Below are 22717 nucleotides of genomic sequence, written 5' to 3'. Positions count from 1 at the left end.
CCAGGCACTTTCTGAGCTGTTTCGGGCCAACGATATTGTAGGCCGCCTGGGTGGGGACGAGTTTATTGTATTTCTCTCCGGCAAGATCACTGAGGACTTCATACGGCAAAAGGGGGCGGAGGTCTGTCAGCGCTTGCAGCTGACGCTGGGCAGTCCGCCCGGCGTTTTGCTGACGGTCAGCGTGGGCGTGCGCATTGCGTCAGGGAACCACCTGCGCTTTGAGAACATGTATCAGTCGGCGGATCTGGCCATGTACAAGGCCAAGAAGAGCGGCAAGCACGGCTGTTACGTAAAGCGAGATGAGGACGGGCGGGGCGGAGAATTTCTCCCGGTGAGTACCATCCCGCTTGCCGGTCTGCTGGAAAATATGGAGAGTGGTCTGGCGCTGCTGGAGATTGGGCAGACGCTGCGCATCATCTATGCCAGCACCAGCTTTTTTCGGGCTATCGGCACGGCGCTGGACCACTGTGCTATGCCCTGTCCGCTGGAGAATATTGTACATCCTGATGATCTGCCGGATCTGGATCGCACCCTGCGCAAAGGGGTGGCGACGGACCAGATTGTAAACCACACCCACCGGGTATCCGCAGACGGGAAGAGTTGGATGTGGTGGAACGTCCGGGCCTATCGGATTGACTATGAAAATCCAGACCCGGTTATGCTTGTGACCACCACCGATGTATCCGAATTCAAGCAGCGGGAGCAGCAACTGCGGGAGGTAAACCAGCGCCTGCAAGCTGCCTTTGACCAGACTGCCCAGCATCTTTGGGAGGTGGACATGGAGACCGGACTGTTCACCCTGTTTGAGCGGCAGGAGACGTTGGGACCCGTTTGCAAACTTCAAATAAAATTTCCCACAGGTCCGCTGACCGAGGGCTGGATTCATCCGGACTCCGCAGCCCGGTTCCGAGAATTTGCCCGGGAGCTATTGGAAGGCCGGATGCAGGGGTATGGGAATTTCATCGTCCAGCACCAGGACACCGGCTGTTACAGCTGGGCGGCTCTGTCCTATCGGATGCTCTGCCAGGATGGGGGCCGGCCGGTAAAGGCGGTGGGCATTCTGGAGTATCTTCCTCAGGGCTTCATCGGCCAGGAGGAAGAGGCGGTGCTCATGCGGCCCATGCCTCAGGCGCTGACGCCATATCTGATTTTGGGCCTATGGGCCAATCTCACTCGGGATACAGTACACAACCTGTGGCTGGAGGGGAAGAATTTTTCCGGTCAGGCGGGGGAGGAGGCCTGCAGTCTGATTCTCCGGCAGGAAGCGGCGAAACTCTTCTCCACGGATGACCGGGAAAACCTGGGGGAGTACTTTCAGCGGGAACGGCTGCTGGAACTGTTTGCCCGGGGTGAGCGCTGGATCGGCCTGGAGTACCGCAGAATAGACGGCGGCGGGGATATCCACTGGGTCCGGGGAGTACTGAATTTGGTAAGAGACCCCAAAAACCGGGACGTATTTCTGTTCGCATATCTGATGGAGCATGACCAGTGCCGCCTCTGGGAGCAAAAGCTGGAGGGCGGTGCCGTGCGGGAGGCGGGAATCGGACTGTACACCGCCCGGACGATTCAAACGCTTGTGGAGGAGCGGATGCGGGAGGCTGGGGAGAGAAGCTGCGCCCTGGCCACACTGCAAATCGGCGGTCGGAGGTGGCTTTGGGAGGAAAGTGGCGCAGGCGGCCATCCCAATGGCTACTATGTTGCCGCGGCGCTGTCAGTGGCGCTGGGACCCATGTGTATTCTGGGAATGCACAGTCAGGGGCAGCTGCTGGCCTTTTTTCCGGAAATCAGCGCACGGGAGAAGGTGAAAAAGCAGCTGGAAGAGGCGTTCACCTTTGTCCGGTTTGCATTGGCCGACACGCTCTCGCTGGGCCATGTGCGTTTTGTGGCTGGGGTGGTGTGCGCCAAGGGCCGTCAGGGCAATTTTTCTACCATGGCCGCTCAGGGCTTTCAGCTCTGCCAGTTGTGGCAGAACACCCCGGTGGATACGGTGGTCTTTCCCCAGCGGGACGAGGACTGGACCTGGGGTGAGCTGCAACGCTCCGGCGCGGACGACCAGATTACGATCCACCATACGGAGATGAGCCGTCCGCTGTCCGAGGGAGAAAAGGATGTGGCGCTGCGCTGTGTGTCCGCCATGCTGTCCGCAGAATCCATGGACAGCTCCATTCGGAGTGTGCTGAGCTATATCGGGACCTACTACCGGGCGGATAGGGTCTATGTACTCACTCTGGCGGAAAACCGTCAGGTGGTCACCATGCCCTACGAGTGGGTCGGCCAGAAGAAGCACAGCATTCAGCAGGCGGTTTCCGGCCTGCTGCTGGACCGGTTTCCTATGCTCAAGCGCTGCATGGAGGATCGGGCGCCTGTTTTCCTCACCAGGACCCATCACGCCGGTACCGGCGGAGTGCGGCGCATGCCGTGGCATTTTACCGCCCTGCCGCTGATTGAGGGGGAGGAGGTTACCGGCTTTCTCTGCATTGAAAACTCCCAGGCCCATCCGGCTGACGCCGCCCTGTTCGGTACGCTGATCCCCCACATCATCCGGGAGCAAAAGCGTTTTCACGCCCGGCTTCAGATGCCGGGTGAGCCGTCCTCCGTCTTCCTCAGTGAGATTCCCAACCTCCGCTCCTATCTGAGTGTGATCTACTCCCTCAATTCGGAGGCGTACAGCTCTCTGGGGGCGGTGTGTCTGGATGTGCCGGGGCTGTCCGCCATCAACAGCAGCCTGGGCTTTTCTTACGGCAGCAAGCTGCTGTGGTTTGTCTCCAAAACCCTGGCGGAGATTTTTGGCCGGGACTTTTTGTTCCGCACCTGGGACGCGGAGTTTGTGGTGCTGTGTCCCAACACCACCCGACCGGTATTTGTAGAGCGGTGTACCCGTCTGCGCACCGCCCTCCAGCGGCGTTACCCCAAACGCCTGCGCATTGGACACACCTGGTCGGAGGGGATATTTACCGGAAAAAGCCTGGTTGACGACGCCAGGATCATCATGCGCTGTGAGCAGGTGGAGGCCATCCCAGAAGGAGGGACATCGGCTGCGGACCCGGCATCCGGGGGGGAGCAGGCCGACCGGCCGGAACAGTTCACCTTGCATTTGCAGCCCAAAATCCACATGCCCACCGGTACGCTGCTGGGTGCGGAGGTGCTGGTACGTGGTCTAGACCGGAAGGGGAATCTGATTCCGCCGGAACGCTTTATCCACGATCTGGAAGAATGAGGGGCCATTCAGGAGCTGGACCTCCACGTGCTGGACCATGCCATGGCGCTGATGGACCGGTGGCGGGAGCGTGGGCTGCCCACCATTCCCGTGTCGGTAAATTTCTCCCGCCTGACACTTTTTGCCCCCTCCACGCCAGCAGCGGTGCTGGCGATTCAAAGCCGGTATCCCCTGGTGTCGCCCGGGTTGCTGGAGATTGAAATTACGGAGAGCAGCATGGGCGGGGACAGCCAATCCCTCTCGGAGGTGCTGGAGCGCTTCCGGGAGTTCGGCATGAAGTTTTCCCTGGATGATATTGGCGTGGGATACGCCAATATCTCCATATTCACCAATGTGAAGTTTGACTCGGTAAAGCTGGACCGGAGCCTGATTGCCCAGCTGCCCGGTAATCCCAAGGGACAGATGCTGGTTCGAGACCTGGTGAGCATCTGCCATACCTGCGGTATGATCTGTGTGGCGGAGGGAGTGGAGAACAAGGCGCAGATCGCTGCGCTGACCCAGGCAGGTTGTGGATACGGGCAGGGGTACTATTTTGACCGGCCCCTCTCCACGGAGGACTTTGAGGAGAAGTATCTGCGTCCGGCGGTATCCGGATAAGGTGGGCATGCGGTTAGGAGGAGTAGAGATGACAATGGTGACCAACCCAAGTTTCGGACACTCCGGAAGTGGCGCCCCCCTGGTCATCGGGATCGGGAGTTCCGATGGAGGGAGGGAAGCACTCCGCCGGTTTTTCAGCGGCCTGCCCGGCGGCAGAGGGTGGAGTTTCGTGGTGCTTCAGAGCCTTTCCCCGGACAATCAGGTGTTGACGGCGGATAGGCTGGCCGAATGTACGCAGCTGCCGGTATGCCAGGCTGCTTCTGAGGCAGCTGTGGAGCCGGACACCGTTTATGTGGTTCCGCCGAAGAAGATTGCGTCTGTCCAAGGGGGCAGGTTCACGCTGTCCGACTGCCCGTTTGGATTACCCTACCGCCCCATTGACGCCTTCTTTACCGCCTTGGCCAGGGAGGAGCAGGAGCGGGCCATTGTAGCGGTGCTCTCCGGTACCGGCTCGGACGGAATGAACGGAGCCAAGGCGGTCAAGGAGTACGGCGGCTTTGTGCTTGTGCAGGCGCCGGAGACGGCCGCGTTTGGCGATATGCCGAAAAACGTGATCCAGGCCGGCCTGCCCGACCTCATTCTGCCCCCGGAGGAGATGGCCGGCGAGATCCTCAAATTTTCCGCCGCGCCGCCGCTTCTGCGGATGCCAAAAGGCGGGGGAGCCGCTGCGGCGGAGGAGCGGCTCTGCTCCGGAGAGGAGACCCTTTCCCACGTATACGCCATTTTGAGAAGTGCCAGCGGCATTGATTTCACCTACTATAAGCGTGCCACCATTCTGCGCCGGATCGAACGCCGGATGTTGGTCACCCACAGTGCAGACCTGATGGAGTATGCCCGGCTTCTGGTCAGCAGTAGCGGGGAGGTCTCGCTTCTCGTCCGGGAAATCCTCATCGGGGTGACCAGCTTTTTCCGGGACGCGGCCTTTTTCGAGAAGCTGAAATGCAGTGCCATCTGCGAGATTGTGGAGCGCGCCGGGGAGACCGAACCCATCCGGGTGTGGACCGCCGGCTGCTCCACCGGTGAGGAGGCCTATTCCATCGCCATCCTGTTTCAGGAGGTGCTGGACGAGCTCCAGGTCAAGCGCGACATCAAGATCTTTGCCACCGACGTGGACAGCCGGGCCATTGAACGGGCAAGCAAGGGGTTTTATGCTCCCAATATTGTCGCCGACCTTACGCCCGACCGGTTGTCCAGGTTTTTTGTGGAGGAGGACGGGGGGTATCTTGTCTCCAAACAGATCCGGCAGATGATCGTGTTTACTACCCACAACATGTTCTCCGACCCTCCCTTCGGGAAGCTGGATCTGATCAGCTGCCGGAATGTGATGATCTACTTCCAGCCGGTGCTGTGCCGCAGTCTGTTCGCCATGTTCCATACCGCCCTGAAAAACAACGGCTTTCTTTTCCTGGGTAAGAGCGAGACGGCCGGCGAATATGCCGACCTGTTCAAGCCGGTGTGCGGTCCGGAGAAAATCTACCTTCACTGGGAGGGGAGCCGGGAGGAGACGCTGCCCCCCCCTACCTTCCAGGTTCCGGGTTTCCAGTCCGGCTCCAGACCGGCCGTCTGCACCATGGCCCCGGAGCCGCCCGTTCGGGAAGCGGTCTATACCAGGTTTCTGGAGGCTTTTCTGCCCGCCTCCGTGGTGCTGGACGAGGGGGATACGGTCATTCACTTCTTCGGCAATTATACCGACTTCTTCACCCTGGCGCCGGGAAAAGCCACCCTCAATTTTTTCAGCATGCTCAACAAGGACCTGGTGCTGGCAGCCTCCACCGCGCTGAGCCGGTGCCGGGAGGAGAAGACCCCCGTCACTTATACCGACGTCGTGGTGGATTGTCCCTCCGGCCGAAAGGTGATCGACCTGGCTGTGCAGCCCGTTCCCGGGGAGCCGGAGGAAGAGGGCGGCCTTACTGCGGTCCTGTTTTTGGAGCATAAGGCGGCGATAGACGGCGGGCCGACGGAAAAATACAATGTGGATGCCACGGCAGCCCGGCGCATTGCCGATCTGGAGCGAAAGTTCCGGGCCTCCCAGAGCGATCTGCACGCCACAACTCGACGGTTGGAGGCGGTAAACGGGGAACTCCAGGCCGTCAATGAGGAACTGCTTACCGCCAATGAAGAGCTTCAGTCCTCCACCGAGGAACTCCAATCGGTCAACGAGGAACTTTATACCGTCAACACCGAGCACCAGTTGAAGCTGGACGAGTTGACCACGATGACCAACGATCTGTCCAACTTTCTGTCTTCCACCATGATTGGAATCCTCTTTGTGGACAGCAAACTGAACATCCGCAAATTTACCGAATATGTGGGCCGGGAATTCCAGCTGATGGAGCACGACATCGGCCGTCCCATCCAGATTTTTGCCCACAGCTTTCCTGATGAGGACATTGAAAGAGACGCCAGCATTGTACTCAAGGACTTGATCTCCATTGACCGGGAGGTTACCGCCATGAATGACCGGTGCTACACACTCCGCATTGCGCCCTTCCGTACCACGGAGGACAGCATCCGGGGACTGGTCATTACCATCATTGACAGCCTGGGCAAGGCCGGAAAAGACCATCCTCTCACCTGAACCGTCCGCCTGCACCTGGGGGAGACGCCGCTGTTTCCAGGGGAACGGCTCACAGCGGTGCCGTCCCCTGCTGGATGTGTCCCAGGATCTCATCCATAGCCTCCGCCTCCGGAATGGGGGCATGAAACCGGAAGCCCTGGATCACGTCACAGTGGATGTCCCGCAGGACCTGGGCCTGTACCTCTGTTTCCACCCCCTCGGCCAGGATGGTGACGCCCAGTTCGTGTCCGGCCTGGATCATGGCCCGCACAATGGCGCTGCCCGGCTTGGTGAGGATGTTGTCGATAAGCCGCTTATCCAGTTTGATGCCGTCTACCGGATATTCCTGCAAGTCGGAGAAAGAGGTGAAGCCCTCGCCAAAGTCGTCCAGGGCGATGCTCACCCCGTACTCCTTCAAGGCCAGCATGTTGGAGCGGATGGTGGAGAGCTGCCTGACCGTGACGCTCTCCGTCAGCTCAAAGATCAGCAGTTCCCTGGGGAAATGATAACGTTCTATCAAAGTTCTGCACTGCAAGGCAAAATCGGGTTGGGCAAAGGTGTCCCGGGAGAAATTGCAGGAGAGGAAGAAATGGTCCACGCCCCGCCGTTCCAGCTCCTGCAAGAAGGCGCAGGCGGACTCCAGGCAGTAGTAGTCCAGCCTGTGGATCATCCCCTCTCCCTCCAGAATTGGGACAAAAATGCCGGGAAGCAGCAGGCCCTGCTCCGGGTGGAGCCAGCGGGACAGGGCCTCTCCGCCCACGATCTGCTGAGACTTGGCATCCACATAGAACTGGATGTAGAGCTGGAACTCGTGCTCCCTTAGGGCCTGTTCCACAGTGGCGCGCAGCTTCTGCTCCAGATGGAGCTTTTTGAGGGTGGCGTCGGAAAAAATAACGCAGTTCTCCTGCCGGTCACAGGCGGCCCGAGCCTCCTGGCCGGCTTGGAAGACCATCTCATCCAGCGCCTCCCCCTCCCGCAGCGGATAAATACAGGCCGCGACGCTCACCTCAAAGGCCTTTTTGTAGACCTGGGGATAGGTGCGCAGCTTGTGGAGCGCCTCGGTGACCCAACACTCGGTCTGGGCCGGGTTCTCCTCCAGCTTGAGCAGCACAAAGCCGTGCTTGGATACCTTGGCCAGCACGTCAAGCTCCCCCGCATAGCCCCGCAGCGTCTGGGCGCAAAAGCGGAGCACCTCGTCGGCGGCGTCGCCGCTGGTGAGCCGGTGCAGGCGGTCGGTGTCCACATGGAAGTAGATCAGACAATAGAGTACCCGGTTCTTCGCACTGACCAGCTTTTTGTAGTGGCGGCGGAGATGATCCGCATTGCCCAGGCTGGTGAGAAGATCTGATTCCACGTATTCCACGGTTTTGGCCAGCTTTTTCCGGTAACGCCGCACGATCAGAAGCAGAGCCCCCACCAGCAGGAGGACAGCCAGTGCCAGGGCGCCCAATGCCGGATACAGGCCGGCTGGAGTGCCGGTGGGGGAGGGGGTCTCCAGCAGCAGCCCGCTGATCTCCTCCTGGGGAACGGCGGCGAAAAACGCCTCCAGCTCCTCCTGAAGCCCCTGCGGAGCCGCCCGGGTAAAGCAGAGATAGCAGGACAGCTCCTCCCCCTGGACCGACGCGTGCAAGACAGCCGCCGCCTGGGTGCCGCTGGGCAGCGAATCGTCCTGGGTATAGCCGGAGAGGAGATCCACCTGGAGGTTTTTCCCCAGATGGCTGCGCCGGTCGGCCCCCTGGGTGGGATAATAGACCAGCTCGTAGCGGCTCTGGGCGGAAAAGCGGCTGAGCAGCTGGGGGAACAGTCCCGCGTAGCACTCCGCCTCCCGGTCATAGTACTCCAGGGGGTATGCGTCGGGATTGCCGGCCACGTAGACCAATACCTTGTCTTCCACGGCTGGAGCCTATGCGCCGAGCTCCGCCTTGCGGCGGAACAGGGACAGGTTTTCGTCCGGTCTGTGCTGGGCGGTCTCCTCCACCTGGCAAGCTGCCTGCGCAACGCTGCGGTCCATCTCCGACAGCAAGGAGGTGAAGACGGAGCGCAGCCGTTCAATTCGGGTGGAATAGCCCTCCAGCTCCGCCTCGCAGGCCGCCAGCTCCTCCGCCAGGTGCTGCCTGGCCTGCTCCTCCCGCTGGTCGGTCTGCTTGCGCAGGGTATCGGCATAGCGCTGGGCGTCCAGCAGGGTGTTGGCAATCACGGCCTGCTCCTCCCGCTGGCTCTCATAGCGCTGGTACAGCCGGTCCAGCTCTTCTTCCAACTGCCGGATTTTCTGCACGTGCTGCTCTGTCTCCGCCTTGTGGGCCGCATCCTGCTCCATCAGCTTGGCGGAAAACTGTTCTTCCAGAGTGGTAATGTACTGGTACACGCTGGCCTTTTGGTAGCCGAAAAAGCCGGTCTTCAAATCTTCTGCTTTCACACAAACACCTCAAATCCTCAATCAAAATGAATCTTTTTCCGCTGGCTCTTTCCCCAGGACTGGCGGTTTGCCCGATAGCCGATCAGCGCCGTGGCCCGCACCCAGGCCATGATAAAGCGCAGGCAGGATACCTCCAGGGCGCACAGGCCGATGGCCTTTGCCACATCGGAGAGGGAGAGCTTCAGATCAATGGTGTGGATACGTGCAAAAAAGGCGGTAAGCGACAGAATGGCGGAGTAGAGTACGTAGATGAAAAAGAACATGATCATGAACGGGATATTGATCAGATCCAGGAAGAAGGCCAGGATGACGGTGATCACGCCGAAAATCTCAATGTAGGGGGAGAACAGCTCATAAATCAGGAAATACAGGTAGGAAATAAACCCCACCAGTCCATATTTGGGATTTGCCAGAATCCGCCGGTGGCGGGACATGCTCTGAAACAGGCCGATGTGCCAGCGCCGGCGCTGCTTGCGCAGGTCCCGCAGCGACTCAGGCGCCTGCGTCCAGCAGATGGCGTCGGTGGCGTAGCGGATGCGATAGGGAATGCCGTGCTCCCGGCAGAATACGTGGAGTTTGACCACCAGCTCCATATCCTCCCCCATGGTGGTGGTGTCATAGCCGCCTGCGTCAACCACCACACTCTTCTTAAACAGGCCGAAGGCGCCGGAGATGATGATACTGCCGTTAAATTTGTCAAAGAGGATTCTGGCGGCCAAGAAGGAGCGGTCGTACTCCAGCACCTGCATACAGGGGAGAAGCCGGTTGGGCAGGTGGTAGGCCACCACCCGCCCGTTTTCAATCTCCGTCCCGTTGCATGGGCGCACCGCGCCGCCCACCGCCACCACGTTGCCCTCCTCCAGCACAGGGCGCACAATCTTCTCCAGCGAGTCGTGCTGGAGCACCGAGTCGGCGTCCATACATACGAAATAGGGGTAGCGGGAGGCGTTGATACCCATGTTCAGCGCGTCCGCCTTGCCGCCGTTTTTCTTGCAGATCAGGGAGATGGGGACCTTAAAACCAGAGGCCTCATAGATGGCCCGCTCCGGCTTGCAGGGGACCATGCGGTGCAGGGGGCGGGGGACCTGCTTCATGTGGAAGGTATCCAGAAGCACCTGCACGGTATGGTCTGTGGAGCCGTCATCCACGATGACAATTTCATAGATTTTGTAATCCAGACAGAGCAGGGAGCGGATGGTGGCCGCGATGGTGATCTCCTCATTATAGGCGGGAACCACGATGGTCACAGGCACGTAATACTCCTGGGGCAGTTCGTTTTTCAGGCCGCTGCGGCGCTTGAGCTGGTAGAGGGTGGAGGAGCCCACCGCCACCGCCAGGAACAGGAAGCTGGCGTAACCGATCATATACAAAATGAAGAATGCGCCTACGTAGTCAAAAAACAATTTAAAGGCGTCTATGGTGTCCATTTCAACCCCCGGCTTTCTGCATTCTGCGGGATTCCAGACGATAAGTCATCATCTCGCGGGCGTAGCGGTCGCTGCCGCTGACGATATCCAGCAGCTGCTTGTAGTCCATCTGCTGGGCCTCCAGGCTGGCCGCCGCGGCATAGCGCACGTACCAGTTGGCGCTGTGCAGCGCCTGTTTCAGGGCGATTACCACCCGCTCGCCCCGGTAGCAGGCCAGGGCGGTGACGCTGACCGTGGCGTATTCCCAGCGGGTAGGGTCGGTTTGGGAGGAGAAATACAGCAGGTAGTCCAGCGCCGGCTGATAGTGATATTTTCCAAAATACCGGATGGCGGCCAGGCGCAGCTCCTTGTCCGCCCGCTGGTTGGTCATCAGCTCCAGCATCTGGGCGGTATAGTCCCCGGTCTGAAACCGGATATAGTTGAGAATGGCCAGCTGGGTATGGGGAGGAAAGGTGTCCAGCCGCTCCCAGAGCAGGGCGATGAGCTGGCTGTGATCTCCGGTGTAGGAGAGCAGCCCCTCCGTGAGGATTTTCTCATGGAGGAAGACGGAACTCTGGGTCTGCATTTGCAGGGCGGTACAGATATGCTGAGGGCTGCCGAAGTTGTACAGGGCCTGCAGGGCGTTGACCCGGCAGTAGAGGTTATCCTTGCGCGCATAGTCCAGCATCACGTCCTGGAGAGTCTGAATAGGCATGTGCCGTTTCAGCATATACCGGGACAGAAAATAGGAGAAGTAGGCCGCCTGCATGTTTTCCCGCCGGATATATACCAAGGCCAGGTACAGGATGGTGGGCTGAAGCTCAACCAGGTAGCTGTGTATGGCGGAGTCCTTCTCCTCCTGGACCAGAGGGCGCAGCGTCTGGTCGAAGGCCATGAGGTTTTTCAGGTGCCGCAGCTTTCGCTGCATCCGGATCTGGTGGCCCTCCTCCACATGCTCCCCCCGCCGCAACCGCTCCAGCTGGAGCTGGACCATGCCCTCCAGCTTCCGGCTGCGGCGGTCCAGGCGGGGCTTGCTGCCCCTGAGGAGGAGAGAGTAGACCACGTTGAAGAGGATCATGCTGAGGCAGATGGCCCCGTATATGTAGATCATCACTTCAATCCGCATGGGTACCCCTCCTTTCTTCCGGCTTTCTCCCGGCGGCGGTTATGCCAGGCCAGTCCAGTAGTCTTTGAGAATGTAATAGGACTCCTTGAGCCGCTCGTGATAGGTGACGTTTTTGCCCCAGCCCTCCAGGGCGAAGGGGACCATACGGATCCGCCCCTCTTCCTTGTTGCCGGCCAGGGCCGCGCCGATGTACAGCTGGTCGATGTGGAGGTTCTCCACGCCGTAGTGCAGGTAATAATCGTCGTGAATCATCATCTCCGAGGGATTGGAGAAATTGAGCAGCTGCCAGGGCAGCTTCAGCTCCACATAGTCTCCCGAGAAGATGAAATCCGCCAGGGAGTTGAAGGCGTCGTCGGCTGGGTTGGCGTTGCCGTAGGTGAGCAGCCCCGTCTCATAGGTCTCCGCAGAGGCCTGCCAATTGCCGCTGAGCAGGGGAGTGGCGGTCTGGAGCAGAAGGGAGATGGGCTTGAACACCGGGGTGTCCGGGTCCACCAGCTCCAGGTAGGGGTCCCGCTCCTCCGTCTCGTGGAGAAACATGGCCCGCAGCACCTCATACCGCTCCTGCACCAGAAGGCGGCTGTTATCCCTGCCGTCGATGACCAGCAGGAAGTCGCAGGGCCGTTCAAAGGAGAGACCATAGGCCTGGCAATAGGTACTGCCCGTCTTGGGAGTGATGTCAATGGGCAGGCAGATCACATCCTGCTCCGGATCAAAACCGTCTTTGCCCACCAGAAAATAGATAAACTTCTCGTCGTACTTCATGGAGAGGGACAGGCCGTTTTGTTCCAGCAACAGGTCCTCCTCCTCCCACTCGGAGATATCCCCATCCACGTAGCACACGCTCTCCTCCTCGCCCGGATCAAAGGCGAGCAGGCCGAAATACTGCTCGTTGGTCTGGTAGTCGCTCCAATAGGGGGTATTGAGCAGATCCACAGCGTGCATGGTGTTCCAGGTCCGTTTAAACCACTCGTCCTGCCAGGTGAAGACGCAGCTGCCCGCGCAGCCCGCGTCCATGATGTCCTCATAGCAGCGGATGAGGGCCTGGCCCTGCTCCTGCTCGGACATATGGCCCTGGTTGCGTCCGGTGTTATAATCCCGCTGGGCCATCCCCCGCCCGGTGGACACGCCGTACTCCGAGATGACCACCGGCATGGTGTGATAGTTGGTGAGGGCCTTCAGGTAAGTGTAGTAGGTGTTGAATGCGCCGCTTCCGTCCGTATAGCTGGCCTGGGTACCGCCGGGCAGGTAGTCCTGAATGGGTATCCCGGTCTGCGGCGGTGCGTAGAGGTTCCGGTCATCCGCACCGGTCTGGACGGCGTCCGTCTCAATGCCGTTGAGCATGTAGTTGAGGTAATCCGGATAGTAGGGGTAAACGTGATAGGAGGCAAACTGACCGGCCAGGAAGGCGTCCGTGGTACGGATATGTTCCACATTGACCGCGGCGCACTTCATGAAGAACCGGGTGATCTCCTGGGAATAGGAAAAGGGGTCGGTGGTGGGCCAGTTGGAAAAGGCCACCAGCCGCTGCTGCTTATAGCGCTCGCTCTCGTACTGGATCATCTTGTCGCCCACCTGGCACAGCATGGCCTCGAAGGGGGTGGCGTCCGGGGAAGTATACAGGTAGGTCCCCTGATATTGGCAGCGTTCGGGGTACTTGTGGTCGGTATAGACCACCGTCACATCCTCCCATTCCACGCCGATGATATAGGCCACGACCCAGGACGATATGTCCTTTCGATACTGCCCCGTACCCAGGCCGTCGGACAGGGACAGGTTTTTTTCCCCGTGGAGGATATCCACCACGGTCTGGCAGTCCTCCATCAGAGTCAGATAAAAGTCTTCGGCGTATGCGTCCCGGTGGGAATTCTGGATATAGTCGTTGACCCATACCCCGTGGATCAGCCACAGCGGCTCCAGACCGGCCTGCTCCCGCTGGGTGTTGTATTCGTAAAAGGCGTTGTAAAAATCCTCGTGGAGGATGGTGTATACCCGCACGGTGTTGGCGCCCAGCTCCTGGATCATGCCGAACCAGCGCAGGTAGGTCTGCTTGTCGATGGCGTAGTCGGTGGCCCACTTGCCGGGCAGTCCCACGCCCATATTGACCCCCCGAATCTCAAAAGGGACCGCCACCCCGTCCCGCTGCATATAAATGGTGTCCCCGTCAATGCTCATAAAAGTGGTGACCGGGGCATCCGGGTCCAGGTCGATGTAGATTCCAAAGCGGTAATAGGCCATATTCCACCCGAAAAAGAGCAGGACCACAATGCCGGCCGCGATGATAAACTTTTTTATGGCGTCCGCCCCCTTTTGGGTCAGTGGTTAAACTTCTTCACCTTGGATTCATGGCAATATTGCAGCAGAATGTCGATGTTTTCATCCATCCAGGCGCCCCGATGGAAGATGGCGCTTTTGAGCATCTCCACCGCCTGGTCGTGGTCCGCCGGATTCCGATCGGCGGGGACGACCATCTCCTCGGCGAAGGTGTAGCCCCAAACCTCAAAATTGCGCTCCACCGCGTCCCCCAGATAGGCCACCACATCGTCGATATATTGCTCCAGGTAGGCGTCACTGAGCACGCCGCTGCGCAGCTCCCGATAGCGGCTGATGAGGTGTTCCACAAAATACTCGTCTTTGCACAGCATGTAAAACCACACGGCCAGCTGCATCTCAAAGCGCTGCGGCTGCATAGTGGATTGGTTGTAGTTGTTGTTGGCGGAATTGAAATCCCAGATGACCATTTTGTATTTCCCGCCGATATCCCGGTAGATATAGGTGGACAGCCACCCCGCGTCATAATTGGTGGTAAATTCGTTGATGATAAAGTAGTCCAGAAAGGACTGCACATCGATGTCGTAGTAATATCCGTAGTCGTCTGTGTCGTAGTCGTAGGAGTAGAGACTCTTTTCAAAGTCGGAGAATTCCTGGGCAATGGCATCGGCCATTTCGGCAGTCAGGTCGCCGGAGCGGGGATACTGGATATCCATCCGCTGCAGGTTTCGGTAGGCATAGTTGCTGAAGGTCTCAATGTTTTTAATGGGGGTGCCGCTGCCCCGGTCCAGGCGCAGCAGATATCCCGTCTCATTGGTGCCGTCTATCGGCTCGGAGACGTTGATGCGGCAGTCCTCCCCGTTGGTAAGGGTTTCGACCATGACATACAGCCCCATGTACTCCCCGTTGAGGATCAGCTCGCAAAAGCGTACGTTGGGGGCGTACTCCATAAATTCCCCAGTGATATTGTACCACATATAGTTGCGGATGAGGGACTTATCCAGGTATGGTCCGTGGAGCGCCCACTCGTAGTGGGGAGCCATTCCCATCATCTCCTCGTTGCGGTACGCGCCGCTCTCGCTGGTGAGCCGCAGCAGGTAGTTCTTCTTGTCAAAGTACCGGGAGGAGTTGCCCCGAATGCGGATGAGGATCTCGCTCTCCAGATCCGGCTCATCCGAGGGATGGTGATTGTGCGCGTCGCTGCTCATCACGCGGATGCTGCCCTGGAGCATGGCCTCTCCCTCCGAAGTGGTGGTAAAGCCGAGCTCTGTGCGGTTTTCATCCACGATGGGCTCTCCTGGGATCTCCAGCCCGCCGGTGTCAATGATGACCAGGGGCAGATGGGTACACAGCTCGCTGCCGTCGCAGTCGCAGCCCGCGTCGCTCTGACGTGCGGTGAGGTGCTGGTGGACCCGCTGGCCGGATACGCCCTGACTCAGGACGGCGGCCAGAACGACTGCTGCCAGCATCAGTACGGTAGCCGTGGCCCCCAGAATCCGGTATTTCACATCCGTTTCCCCCTCTCCCGCGTCCGGCGGAGCATCAGCTGCTCACTTCGTCATTCTGGACTATCAGGTTGCAGTACTCAATGCCGCCGATGTCATACACCGCGTCGGTGATGCTCTTGTGTACACTGCCGTTTTTCTTGGGCTTGGCGGCCTGGTGCATGGTGCGCCTGCTGAGCTCATAGATCAGTTCCACCGTGTTTTGAGTGGTGTTTTTCACCCGCAGATTGGCCTTGCGGGCGTAATACTGGAAAATCAGTGCCTCAATTCGCTCCTCATTCACCCGGGAGCCGCGGATGATAAGCAGCAGCCGGTTGTCGTTTTTGATCCGCCCCAGGATGAGGAGCACCAGGAAGGTGAAGGCGCTGCCGCAGCCGGCCACCAGAAAGTCGCCTGCGCCGCAGCAGATGCCCACCACGATGGCCCAGAAAATGTAGATGGTGTCCCGGGAGTCCTTGATGGCGGTGCGGAAGCGGACGATGGACAGGGCGCCCACCATGCCCAGGGACAGGGCGATGTTGTTGCCGATGACGATCATCACCGCCGTGGTGATGGTGGTCAGGGCGATCAGGGAGACGTTGAATTTTTTGCTGTAGATGCTCCCCTCATGGGAGAGCGTATAGGAGAGATAGATGAAAAATCCAATCACCGTACCCATCAGCATCCGCAGCACGATAATCCGGGGTTCCAGCTGCCCCGTGCTCTCCAGCAGCTCCAGCAGTTCTGCTCTCATATGGGACACCTCACTTTTTACAGACTGAATTGCAGGCAGACGCTTCTGGCCAGGCAGTATTTGCTTACCGACAGCTCCGAGCGGTCCGCGTCGTTGACCAGGTTCTTGATATAGCTGAGCAGGAAGCCGTTGTATTTGACCTCCAGCACACCGTTGAAGGGGTCCAGTACCGGGTAGAGGTTGAGCTGTGGGGAGAACAGGTCCGTACAGGCCTCGGTGGCCCGGATTTCCCGGTCGAAGGTGATGCGGATCTTGTTCTCCTTGGCGATGTAAGCCTTGCGGCGGTATTCCACCACGGTTTTGGGCCGGTAACACCACAGTTGCATCAGCCCGTAGCACTCTGCGGCGAAGGGGTCCGGATAGGTCAGTAGGCAGTCATACGACCCGGCGGCCAGGGCCATGGCGTCTGCCCGGCTTACCCGCAGGGAGCGCTTTTTTTGGTAGCTGCCCTGCTTCTGCTTCATCTCCAGCATGGCGAAATCCGCTTCGGGGTCATAGATGCGCAGGCGGATCTTCCGCCGCAGCTCCATCCCGTCCAGCTTTTCCCGGTAGTCCCGGTCGTCCAGCGTGTCGAAGTAGAGGGAGCGGATGGGGTAGCCCTGGGCGCCGTTGTGGTCATCCTGGAGCATCACCCGTTCCAGCTGCCCGGCCAGCCGGACCATGTCCGCCAGATTCATAAAATACTTTTTCTCTTGCCGGTATACCTCGTTCAAGCGGACACCCCCAATAAAAAAGCTGCAAAAATCTTTCCCCGGTCTCAGAAAAAGGTTTTTGCAGCCTGACGATCCTAGCAGTATATGCCGTAGACTCACAGCTTTGCGTCCCCGTCTTTCGGCGGGTTTGCCCAATCTTCACTTCATGCCGGCTCAGGTTATCCGCTCCAGAGCCGCAAGGGTTTTGCCATACGCGGCCTCCAGTGCCGGCCAGTTTTCTGCCGCGGCATCCGCATCTCCCGCCCGGAGGGCCTCCACCAGGGGGACAAGCCGCCCGTGCAGTTCCTTCATGGACAGGTTTCCCACCACACCCTTGAGGGTGTGGGCGGCCTCAAAGGCCCGGGTGGTGTCTCGGGCCTCCATCGCCTGCCGCAATCGGGAAAAGGTATCGTCTCCCGGGAATCGGAGAAGGAATTTCAGCAGCAGGGCTTCATTTCCCATAAACCGGCCCAGAGCCTCCTCCACATCAATGCCTGCCGCGCACAGCAGCTGTTGCTTGCCTTGCTCCATAAACTCTTTATGCCCCCTTGGCGGTACGGTAAAAACTTCTCAGGTAAGGTTCAGCCTGCTGAAAGCATGCCAGCAGGTCGGGGTTGAACACGCCGCATTGTCCGGTGCGGATCATCTCCAGCGCTACGTCCGCGGCAAGGGCGTCCTTGTAGCAGCGCTTGCTTACCAGCGCGTCATACACGTCTGCCAGGGCCACGATCTGGGTCCAGATGGGCGTTTCGTTTCCCACCAGGTGGTGGGGATATCCGCCCCCATCCCACCGCTCGTGGTGGTGCAGGGCGATGTCATAGGCGTAGTGATAGGCGGAATGCTCCCGCATCTGGGGGATTTTGGACAGAAGCTCGGCTCCCTTGATGGTGTGGGTCTTCATCAGCTCATATTCCTCTGGCGTCAGGCGGCCCCGCTTGTTCAAAACGGCGTCGGGAATGGAGATCTTTCCCACGTCGTGGGTGATAGCGCCTACGCCGATGAGACTGATCTGGTCGTCGGGGAGGCCCTCGCCCAGGGGAGTCGTCCGCAGCAGGTGACAGGTGATGTCGTGAATACGCCGGACGTGTTCGCCCGACTCATCGCTTCGGAACTCGATGGCGGTGGAGAGGGCCTCCACCATCCCCATGCCCATCTCAGCCAGCTGTTGGGTCTGAAACAGCAGCTGGTCCCGCTGCCGCTCCACCTCCGCGCCCAGCCTGCGCCGGGCGCAGAACAGCTCCACCACGGAGTTGACTCGCCGCTGAACCACGTAGGGGACCACGGGCTTGAAGATAACGTCCATCACGCCCAGTCCGTAGGCCTCCTGCATGGTGGCGCCGCCCACGTCTGCCGTAATGAGGAAGATGGGGACCCGTGTGGTCAGCCCCTGCCGGGAAAGCTGCCGCAGCAGCTCCATTCCGCTGAGCCGGGGCATGACCACGTCCAGCAGGATCGCGCTCAGCTCTTCCCCGTAGGTCTGGATGGCCTCCAGACCGGCCTGGCCGTCCTCCGCCTGAATGATTTTGTATTCCGACTCAAAAAGATTGGCTAAAATGGCCCGGTTGATCTCCTCGTCATCCACGATGAGGAGGGTGTTTTCTCCGGAATCATACAACTGGCAGCCCCCCCTGTCTGCACCTTATTCCCTGGACGTCTTTCGGACACGGTCCCATACTCCGATGAGCCTCTCCAGGGTCTGTCCCAGTACCGCGCCGTCAATGGGTTTGGAGATGTGGCCGTTCATACCCGCCTGGGTGGTTCGGTCAATGTCCTCCGCAAAGGCGTTGGCGGTCACCGCGATAATAGGCACCTGGGCGGCGTCCGCCCGGTTTAGGCTGCGGATGGTGCCGGCCGCCTCGCAGCCGTCCATCACGGGCATCTGCATATCCATCAGGATAGCGTCCATGGAGTAGAGTGCGGAGGCGAGGAAGGCCTGCACCGCCTCTTGTCCATTGACGGCGGTCACCACCTGTACGCCCAGAAGCTGGAGAAGCTCGGTGACGATTTCCCGGTTGATTTCGTTGTCCTCGGCCACCAGAATGGTGCGCCCGTCCCAGCGGAATCCGTCTCCGGAGCTGAGGGGGGAGAGGGCGCCTTCCCCGCCGTCCTCCTGGTTGTGGGCCGCTTTCAGGGGAATAGTCACCGTGACGCGGGTCCCCTCTCCCAGTGTACTGTCCACGGAGATCTCGCCGCTCATCTGGCGGATCAGGCTTTTGACAATGGACATGCCCAGACCTGTTCCCACGGTGGACTGGGAAAAGAAGGTGGTCTCCCGGGAATAGGGATCGAAGAGCCGCTCCAGGAAGCTGGGGGACATGCCAATGCCCGTATCCTCCACAACGATCTGGTACTTGCTGTGCCGCTGAAACTCAAACTGCCGAACCTCCAGGCGGACGCTGTCCCCCGGATAGGTGTATTTGAAGGCGTTGGACAACAGATTGTTGACAATCTGAATGAGCTTTTTTTCATCACCCAGTACCAGCGGCTCACGGATATCCATGCTTACCGTAAAGGTCTTCCCGCTCTCCTGAGCCTGGTCCTGAAAAATTCCGGCAATATTGCGCAGCAGGACCTCCAGATCCAGCTCCTTCTGGTCCAGACAGCTCTTTCCGGCTTCCATTCTGGACAGCTCCAGAATATCGTTGATCAGCTCCAAAAGCTGCTTTCCCGCAAACTCAATTTTTTTGAGATACTCCAGCGTTTTGTCCCGGTCTCCGGCCGTACAGCTCTTTTCCGCCAGGGTACAGCAGCCGATGACGGCGTTGAGCGGGGTGCGCATATCATGAGACATGCTGCTGAAAAAGACGGACCGGTCCCGTGTGCTTTTCTGTGCCGCTTCCAAAGCGTCCTGTAAGATAATGGTATTCTGAAGCTGACGGTGCTTCTCCACGTCCACATCCCGGAAGCAGAGGATTACGGTGTCAGGGGCCACCTCCCGATTGTAGAGCGTGCGGATGTTGACCCAGCGATAGCTGTCGCCGAACAGACGCTGGTAATCTCCGCCGTAGTCGGCGATTCCCTGTTCGATTCGCTGCTGGATGCTCTCCAGGGAAAAGCTCGCCTCAAAAGTCTGGTACGTGCTGGGCTTCACCACGAGGCGCATGACCTCCAAGAGGGAGGCGTAATCCCCCTTCGGCGGCAGCTTATCCAACAGGTCCTGATAGATTTTAATGCCCTCGTAGCTTCCGTCCCGGAGGTTGACCCGATAGATGGAGTAAAAGGAATCTCCCAGCATGCGGATGGTGTCGTCCGCCTTTTTCATGGTGCGGCTTCTCAAAATATCCTGAATGGTGACAAAGGCCAATGCCAGGAAGAGAAACAGGGCCAGGCCGGACATGATATAGATGAGAGTGCTTTGATCCCCCATCAGAATGAGGCGGATGGGAATGGTCAGAATGACCGTCCAGCCGTTGCTCATGGTCTGGTAGTAGACGCCCCGGGAGATACCCTCCGTGTCCTTTACAAAGGCGTCATAGGCCAGCAGCATGCCGTCGGAGATGCCGTCCATCACATAGTCCATATAGCCCTGAAGCGTGGCCTGATCAATCGCCCACTTGGTACTGGAGTAGATCAGCTGCCCCTTTTCATCGCACAGGAAGTAGGAACAGTCCGCCGGCAGGGTTTGGGCGGTGTTGTGCAGACCCTGATTCTGGATATAGACATCCATGGCCAGCACATTTCCCCCCTGGGCAAGGCGCTTGGAGATGGTAAAGATTTTCTGGCCCGTGACGGCGTCCAGGTACGTGTCTCCCCGCACGGTCTGGCCCTCCGCCTCAATGGCCCTGATATACCAGTCGGCCTGAGTATATTGGTAGGTGGCGTCTCCCTCCCAGGGGTTGACCGCCACCAGCTCCCCGTCGATCACCGCGTAGAAGTCCACCAGGCCCTCCCCGATGATGCCGGACAGCTTGGAAAAGTAGCTGCTCAGCCACTGCTGAATCGCGGCGGGATCGCCGCCGCCGTCCAGGATTTCGTCCACAAACTGGCTGACCAGAGTCAGATTGGTCTCCAGGGAGGTGATGTTCAGCTCCTCTTCCACAGCGTAGCTGCGGGCCAGCGCCATGCCCAGACTCTGGGCGTTTTGCAGCAGCTTGATACGCACCAGGACAATTCCAAATACCAGCAGCACCGCCACAAACAGCAGCAGAAGGATGTTCAGCAGGTTGCCGTGCAGCCCGAAGCGCTTTCGTGTTGTATTCATACCCCAGTGCCTCCGGGTCGTGTATCATTGGAAGCAGTCTCATGGATCTCCCTGTGCATGTAGAAGGTCCGCTTTTCATCATACATCCTGGAATCCATATTCTGAAAGAAACGGTAGATATCCTGCTCTTCAAATTCCGCCGTCCCCATGGAAAAGGATAGCGGGGGCAGGGAACCCCTGGTGGCATTGTATGAGTCCAGCGCCTGCTTGATGTTGTTCAGAACGGTCTGGACCTGTTCTGGGTGCGAAGTCTCCAGCAGGATCACAAACTCGTCGCCGCCGTACCGGACCACGATGTTGTTTTTGGCGGAGCGGAGCAGAAGGCTGCCCACCGCCCGCAGCACCGCGTCACCCTCGGAGTGGCCCAGGGTATCATTGATCTGCTTGAATTCGTTGATATCCAGCATGATCCCGGTGATATGCCGCCCCTTCTTGACCTGCCTGGCAATATGGTCCATATAGTGCAGCAGATAATTGCGGTTGTACAGACCGGTCAGGGGGTCCTGATAGGCCTGTTCGCTCTGCAAATTAATATAGAGAAAGGTAAGGCCAAGGGCGGAGGAGACCCAGATCAGGGACAAGCCGTAACAAAACATCTGGATCAGACTGCCCAGGAAGACGGGAACGAGGAACATCAGCAGAGGGATCAGCAGCCGGTTGTTTGAGGTGCGCTGATAGCGGTACGATTGCAGCGCGCCCCAGGCCATATATCCGTATATTACAATCCACGGGAGGAAAAAGATGGGGGTGCGGTAGTAGTGGTTGGAGCTGTTCATGCCGAAAAACAGGGGGAAAAACAGATTAGTCAGGGTCACAAAGCCGGTCAGCAAGGCGGGAATGGCCGCAAGATAGGTTGCCGCCCCGTGTCCGACATTCAGGCCCAGCTTGCAGTCCACATACCGAACCCACAGATAGGCCAGGGAAAGGGCCAGCAGCAGGATAACCGTGTTGCATATAAGGGCAGCCTGCCGCGCACCGGGAAATAGCCTGCCGTCCAGCAGAAAGCCGCACATTTCCAAAACGCAGAGCACAAGGCAGAGCAGGCACATCCAATGGAAAAAACGCTCGTCACAGGAGCGGGAGCGCATTCTTTTATACCTGCTGTACAAAATGGCCAGCAGCAGGAAGACACCCAGGCCGTTAGCTACGAGTACAGCGGGCAGATTGATTTGAGAAGCGCTGCAGTTCATGGCGCCAAACACAGGGGACCCTCCTTACCGTGTGTACAGGTGCATACGTGCATACAGCAATTCAGAAAATGGACGGATAGACACATAATCCCATTCAAAGGCAAATAAATAGGCACTTTGAGATGCTTAAGCCGTAAAACCTCCCCACAGTGGAATCCTGCAAGGCTCCGCCGTCCGCAGGCTCAAAACCGGGCCTGACGCAGTCTGTTCCGGGGACGGTTTGACAGGCACCGCGTGCCGACTACGTAATCAATCATAATCGAAAGCAAAATATTTGTAAAGAAAAAAATGCAGACCAAAATGTAGGAGAAGGGGCCGTGTGGGACAGCCGCTGCGGCAGCGGAACGGCCTGCTTTTCCAGGAGTTGTCGCATCAGGGGGTCAGTAGCGATAGTCGCAGTGGAGCGTGGCCAAGTCGAGATCGTCGTTTTCAGGGGCGACGGGAAGGCGCTGCCACTGCCGCTCGGAGCCCTCATAGTAGACATCCGTCAATTCCCAGCACCGGTCGAAGGCCCGATAGGCGATGCCCGTCAACGTATCGGGGAGGTAGACGCTTTGAAGACTGTCACAGTCCCAAAAGGCCCAGGCTTCGATGGTGGTCAGGCCGTTGGGCAGCACAGCAGACTGCAGGTTCGCGTGCTCCATAAAGGCGCGCTGGCCGATGGAAGTGACGGGAATGCCGTTGATTTCGGCGGGAATCACGGCGTTGCGAACGCTGAGGTCGGCGGCCACCACACAGCCCGTGTCCGGATCAAAGTAAAGATTTCCCCCGTCGGTGGGATAGGCGATGTGTCCGCTGGCCAGCTGCTC

At 58.9% G+C, this 22717-nt stretch carries 16 protein-coding genes and 1 riboswitch; of the genes, 3 read left to right on the top strand and 13 right to left on the bottom strand.

Features of this window, described 5'->3' with window-relative positions; all coding sequences use genetic code 11:
• The 3 genes from Q0J74_RS04420 to Q0J74_RS04410 all read left to right on the top strand — a co-directional run.
• The coding region (locus Q0J74_RS04420) for a diguanylate cyclase (RefSeq protein ID WP_297211182.1) at positions 1 to 3217 on the top strand (3217 nt) is incomplete at its 5' end.
• A 6-nt stretch (positions 3218 to 3223) separates the two neighbouring features.
• Positions 3224 to 3814, top strand: a complete 591-nt coding sequence (locus tag Q0J74_RS04415; RefSeq protein ID WP_297211185.1) for an EAL domain-containing protein — start codon at positions 3224 to 3226, stop codon at positions 3812 to 3814.
• A 28-nt stretch (positions 3815 to 3842) separates the two neighbouring features.
• Positions 3843 to 6392: a CheR family methyltransferase gene (locus Q0J74_RS04410; protein WP_297211178.1), complete on the top strand. Its 2550-nt coding sequence runs from the start codon at positions 3843 to 3845 to the stop codon at positions 6390 to 6392.
• 49 nt (positions 6393 to 6441) lie between these two features.
• Here Q0J74_RS04410 and Q0J74_RS04405 read toward each other — a convergent pair whose 3' ends face one another.
• The 13 genes from Q0J74_RS04405 to Q0J74_RS04345 form a co-directional block, all read right to left on the bottom strand.
• Positions 6442 to 8241 (bottom strand): bifunctional diguanylate cyclase/phosphodiesterase, encoded by a 1800-nt coding sequence (locus Q0J74_RS04405; protein WP_297211184.1) that lies wholly within the window; start codon positions 8239 to 8241, stop codon positions 6442 to 6444.
• A 33-nt stretch (positions 8242 to 8274) separates the two neighbouring features.
• Positions 8275 to 8787, bottom strand: coding sequence for a hypothetical protein (locus Q0J74_RS04400; protein WP_297211175.1), 513 nt, complete (start codon positions 8785 to 8787; stop codon positions 8275 to 8277).
• 17 nt (positions 8788 to 8804) lie between these two features.
• Positions 8805 to 10214 (bottom strand): glycosyltransferase family 2 protein, encoded by a 1410-nt coding sequence (locus Q0J74_RS04395; RefSeq protein ID WP_297211173.1) that lies wholly within the window; start codon positions 10212 to 10214, stop codon positions 8805 to 8807.
• Position 10215: 1 nt separating this feature from the next.
• Complete coding sequence (locus Q0J74_RS04390; RefSeq protein WP_297211170.1) at positions 10216 to 11319, bottom strand: HEAT repeat domain-containing protein; 1104 nt, start codon at positions 11317 to 11319, stop codon at positions 10216 to 10218.
• 39 nt (positions 11320 to 11358) lie between these two features.
• Complete coding sequence (locus Q0J74_RS04385; protein ID WP_297211167.1) at positions 11359 to 13581, bottom strand: hypothetical protein; 2223 nt, start codon at positions 13579 to 13581, stop codon at positions 11359 to 11361.
• Positions 13582 to 13631: 50 nt separating this feature from the next.
• Positions 13632 to 15095, bottom strand: coding sequence for a CotH kinase family protein (locus tag Q0J74_RS04380; RefSeq protein ID WP_297211164.1), 1464 nt, complete (start codon positions 15093 to 15095; stop codon positions 13632 to 13634).
• 34 nt (positions 15096 to 15129) lie between these two features.
• Positions 15130 to 15825 (bottom strand): DUF4956 domain-containing protein, encoded by a 696-nt coding sequence (locus Q0J74_RS04375; protein WP_297211161.1) that lies wholly within the window; start codon positions 15823 to 15825, stop codon positions 15130 to 15132.
• A gap of 17 nt (positions 15826 to 15842) precedes the next feature.
• A complete protein-coding gene (locus Q0J74_RS04370; protein ID WP_297211158.1) occupies positions 15843 to 16538 on the bottom strand; it encodes a polyphosphate polymerase domain-containing protein in 696 nt (231 codons plus the stop codon).
• A 56-nt stretch (positions 16539 to 16594) separates the two neighbouring features.
• Positions 16595 to 16680: riboswitch (cyclic di-GMP riboswitch) on the bottom strand.
• Positions 16681 to 16691: 11 nt separating this feature from the next.
• Complete coding sequence (locus Q0J74_RS04365; protein ID WP_297211155.1) at positions 16692 to 17048, bottom strand: Hpt domain-containing protein; 357 nt, start codon at positions 17046 to 17048, stop codon at positions 16692 to 16694.
• 7 nt (positions 17049 to 17055) lie between these two features.
• Positions 17056 to 18132 carry an HD domain-containing phosphohydrolase gene (locus Q0J74_RS04360; protein ID WP_297211152.1) on the bottom strand — a complete coding sequence of 359 codons (1077 nt, stop codon included), beginning with the start codon at positions 18130 to 18132 and terminating at the stop codon, positions 17056 to 17058.
• A gap of 24 nt (positions 18133 to 18156) precedes the next feature.
• Entirely contained in the window at positions 18157 to 20718 is a 2562-nt protein-coding gene (locus Q0J74_RS04355) for an ATP-binding protein (RefSeq protein ID WP_297211149.1), read from the bottom strand.
• The gene (locus Q0J74_RS04350) at positions 20715 to 21920 is read right to left on the bottom strand and encodes a GGDEF domain-containing protein (protein WP_297211145.1); all 1206 of its coding nucleotides are present in this window, start codon (positions 21918 to 21920) and stop codon (positions 20715 to 20717) included. The genes Q0J74_RS04355 and Q0J74_RS04350 overlap by 4 nt, the downstream gene beginning before the upstream one ends.
• Before the next feature lie 368 nt (positions 21921 to 22288).
• Positions 22289 to 22717 (bottom strand): leucine-rich repeat domain-containing protein (locus tag Q0J74_RS04345; RefSeq protein ID WP_297211141.1); only part of this gene is annotated, 429 nt, incomplete at its 5' end.

This window comes from uncultured Flavonifractor sp. (genome assembly GCF_944387675.1).
Taxonomy (GTDB): domain Bacteria; phylum Bacillota; class Clostridia; order Oscillospirales; family Oscillospiraceae; genus Flavonifractor.
The sequence above is the reverse complement of the archived record's forward strand: the minus strand, read 5'-3'. Positions and strand labels throughout refer to the sequence as shown.

Excerpts from the sequence above, each read along its gene's own strand:
- Q0J74_RS04375 (WP_297211161.1), bottom strand. The coding sequence starts at position 15,825 with ATGAGAGCAGAACTGCTGGAGCTGCTGGAGAGCACGGGGCAGCTGGAA.
- Q0J74_RS04395 (WP_297211173.1), bottom strand. The coding sequence starts at position 10,214 with ATGGACACCATAGACGCCTTTAAATTGTTTTTTGACTACGTAGGCGCA.
- Q0J74_RS04390 (WP_297211170.1), bottom strand. The coding sequence starts at position 11,319 with ATGCGGATTGAAGTGATGATCTACATATACGGGGCCATCTGCCTCAGC.
- Q0J74_RS04410 (WP_297211178.1), top strand. The coding sequence starts at position 3,843 with ATGACAATGGTGACCAACCCAAGTTTCGGACACTCCGGAAGTGGCGCC.
- Q0J74_RS04365 (WP_297211155.1), bottom strand. The coding sequence starts at position 17,048 with ATGGAGCAAGGCAAGCAACAGCTGCTGTGCGCGGCAGGCATTGATGTG.
- Q0J74_RS04355 (WP_297211149.1), bottom strand. The coding sequence starts at position 20,718 with ATGAATACAACACGAAAGCGCTTCGGGCTGCACGGCAACCTGCTGAAC.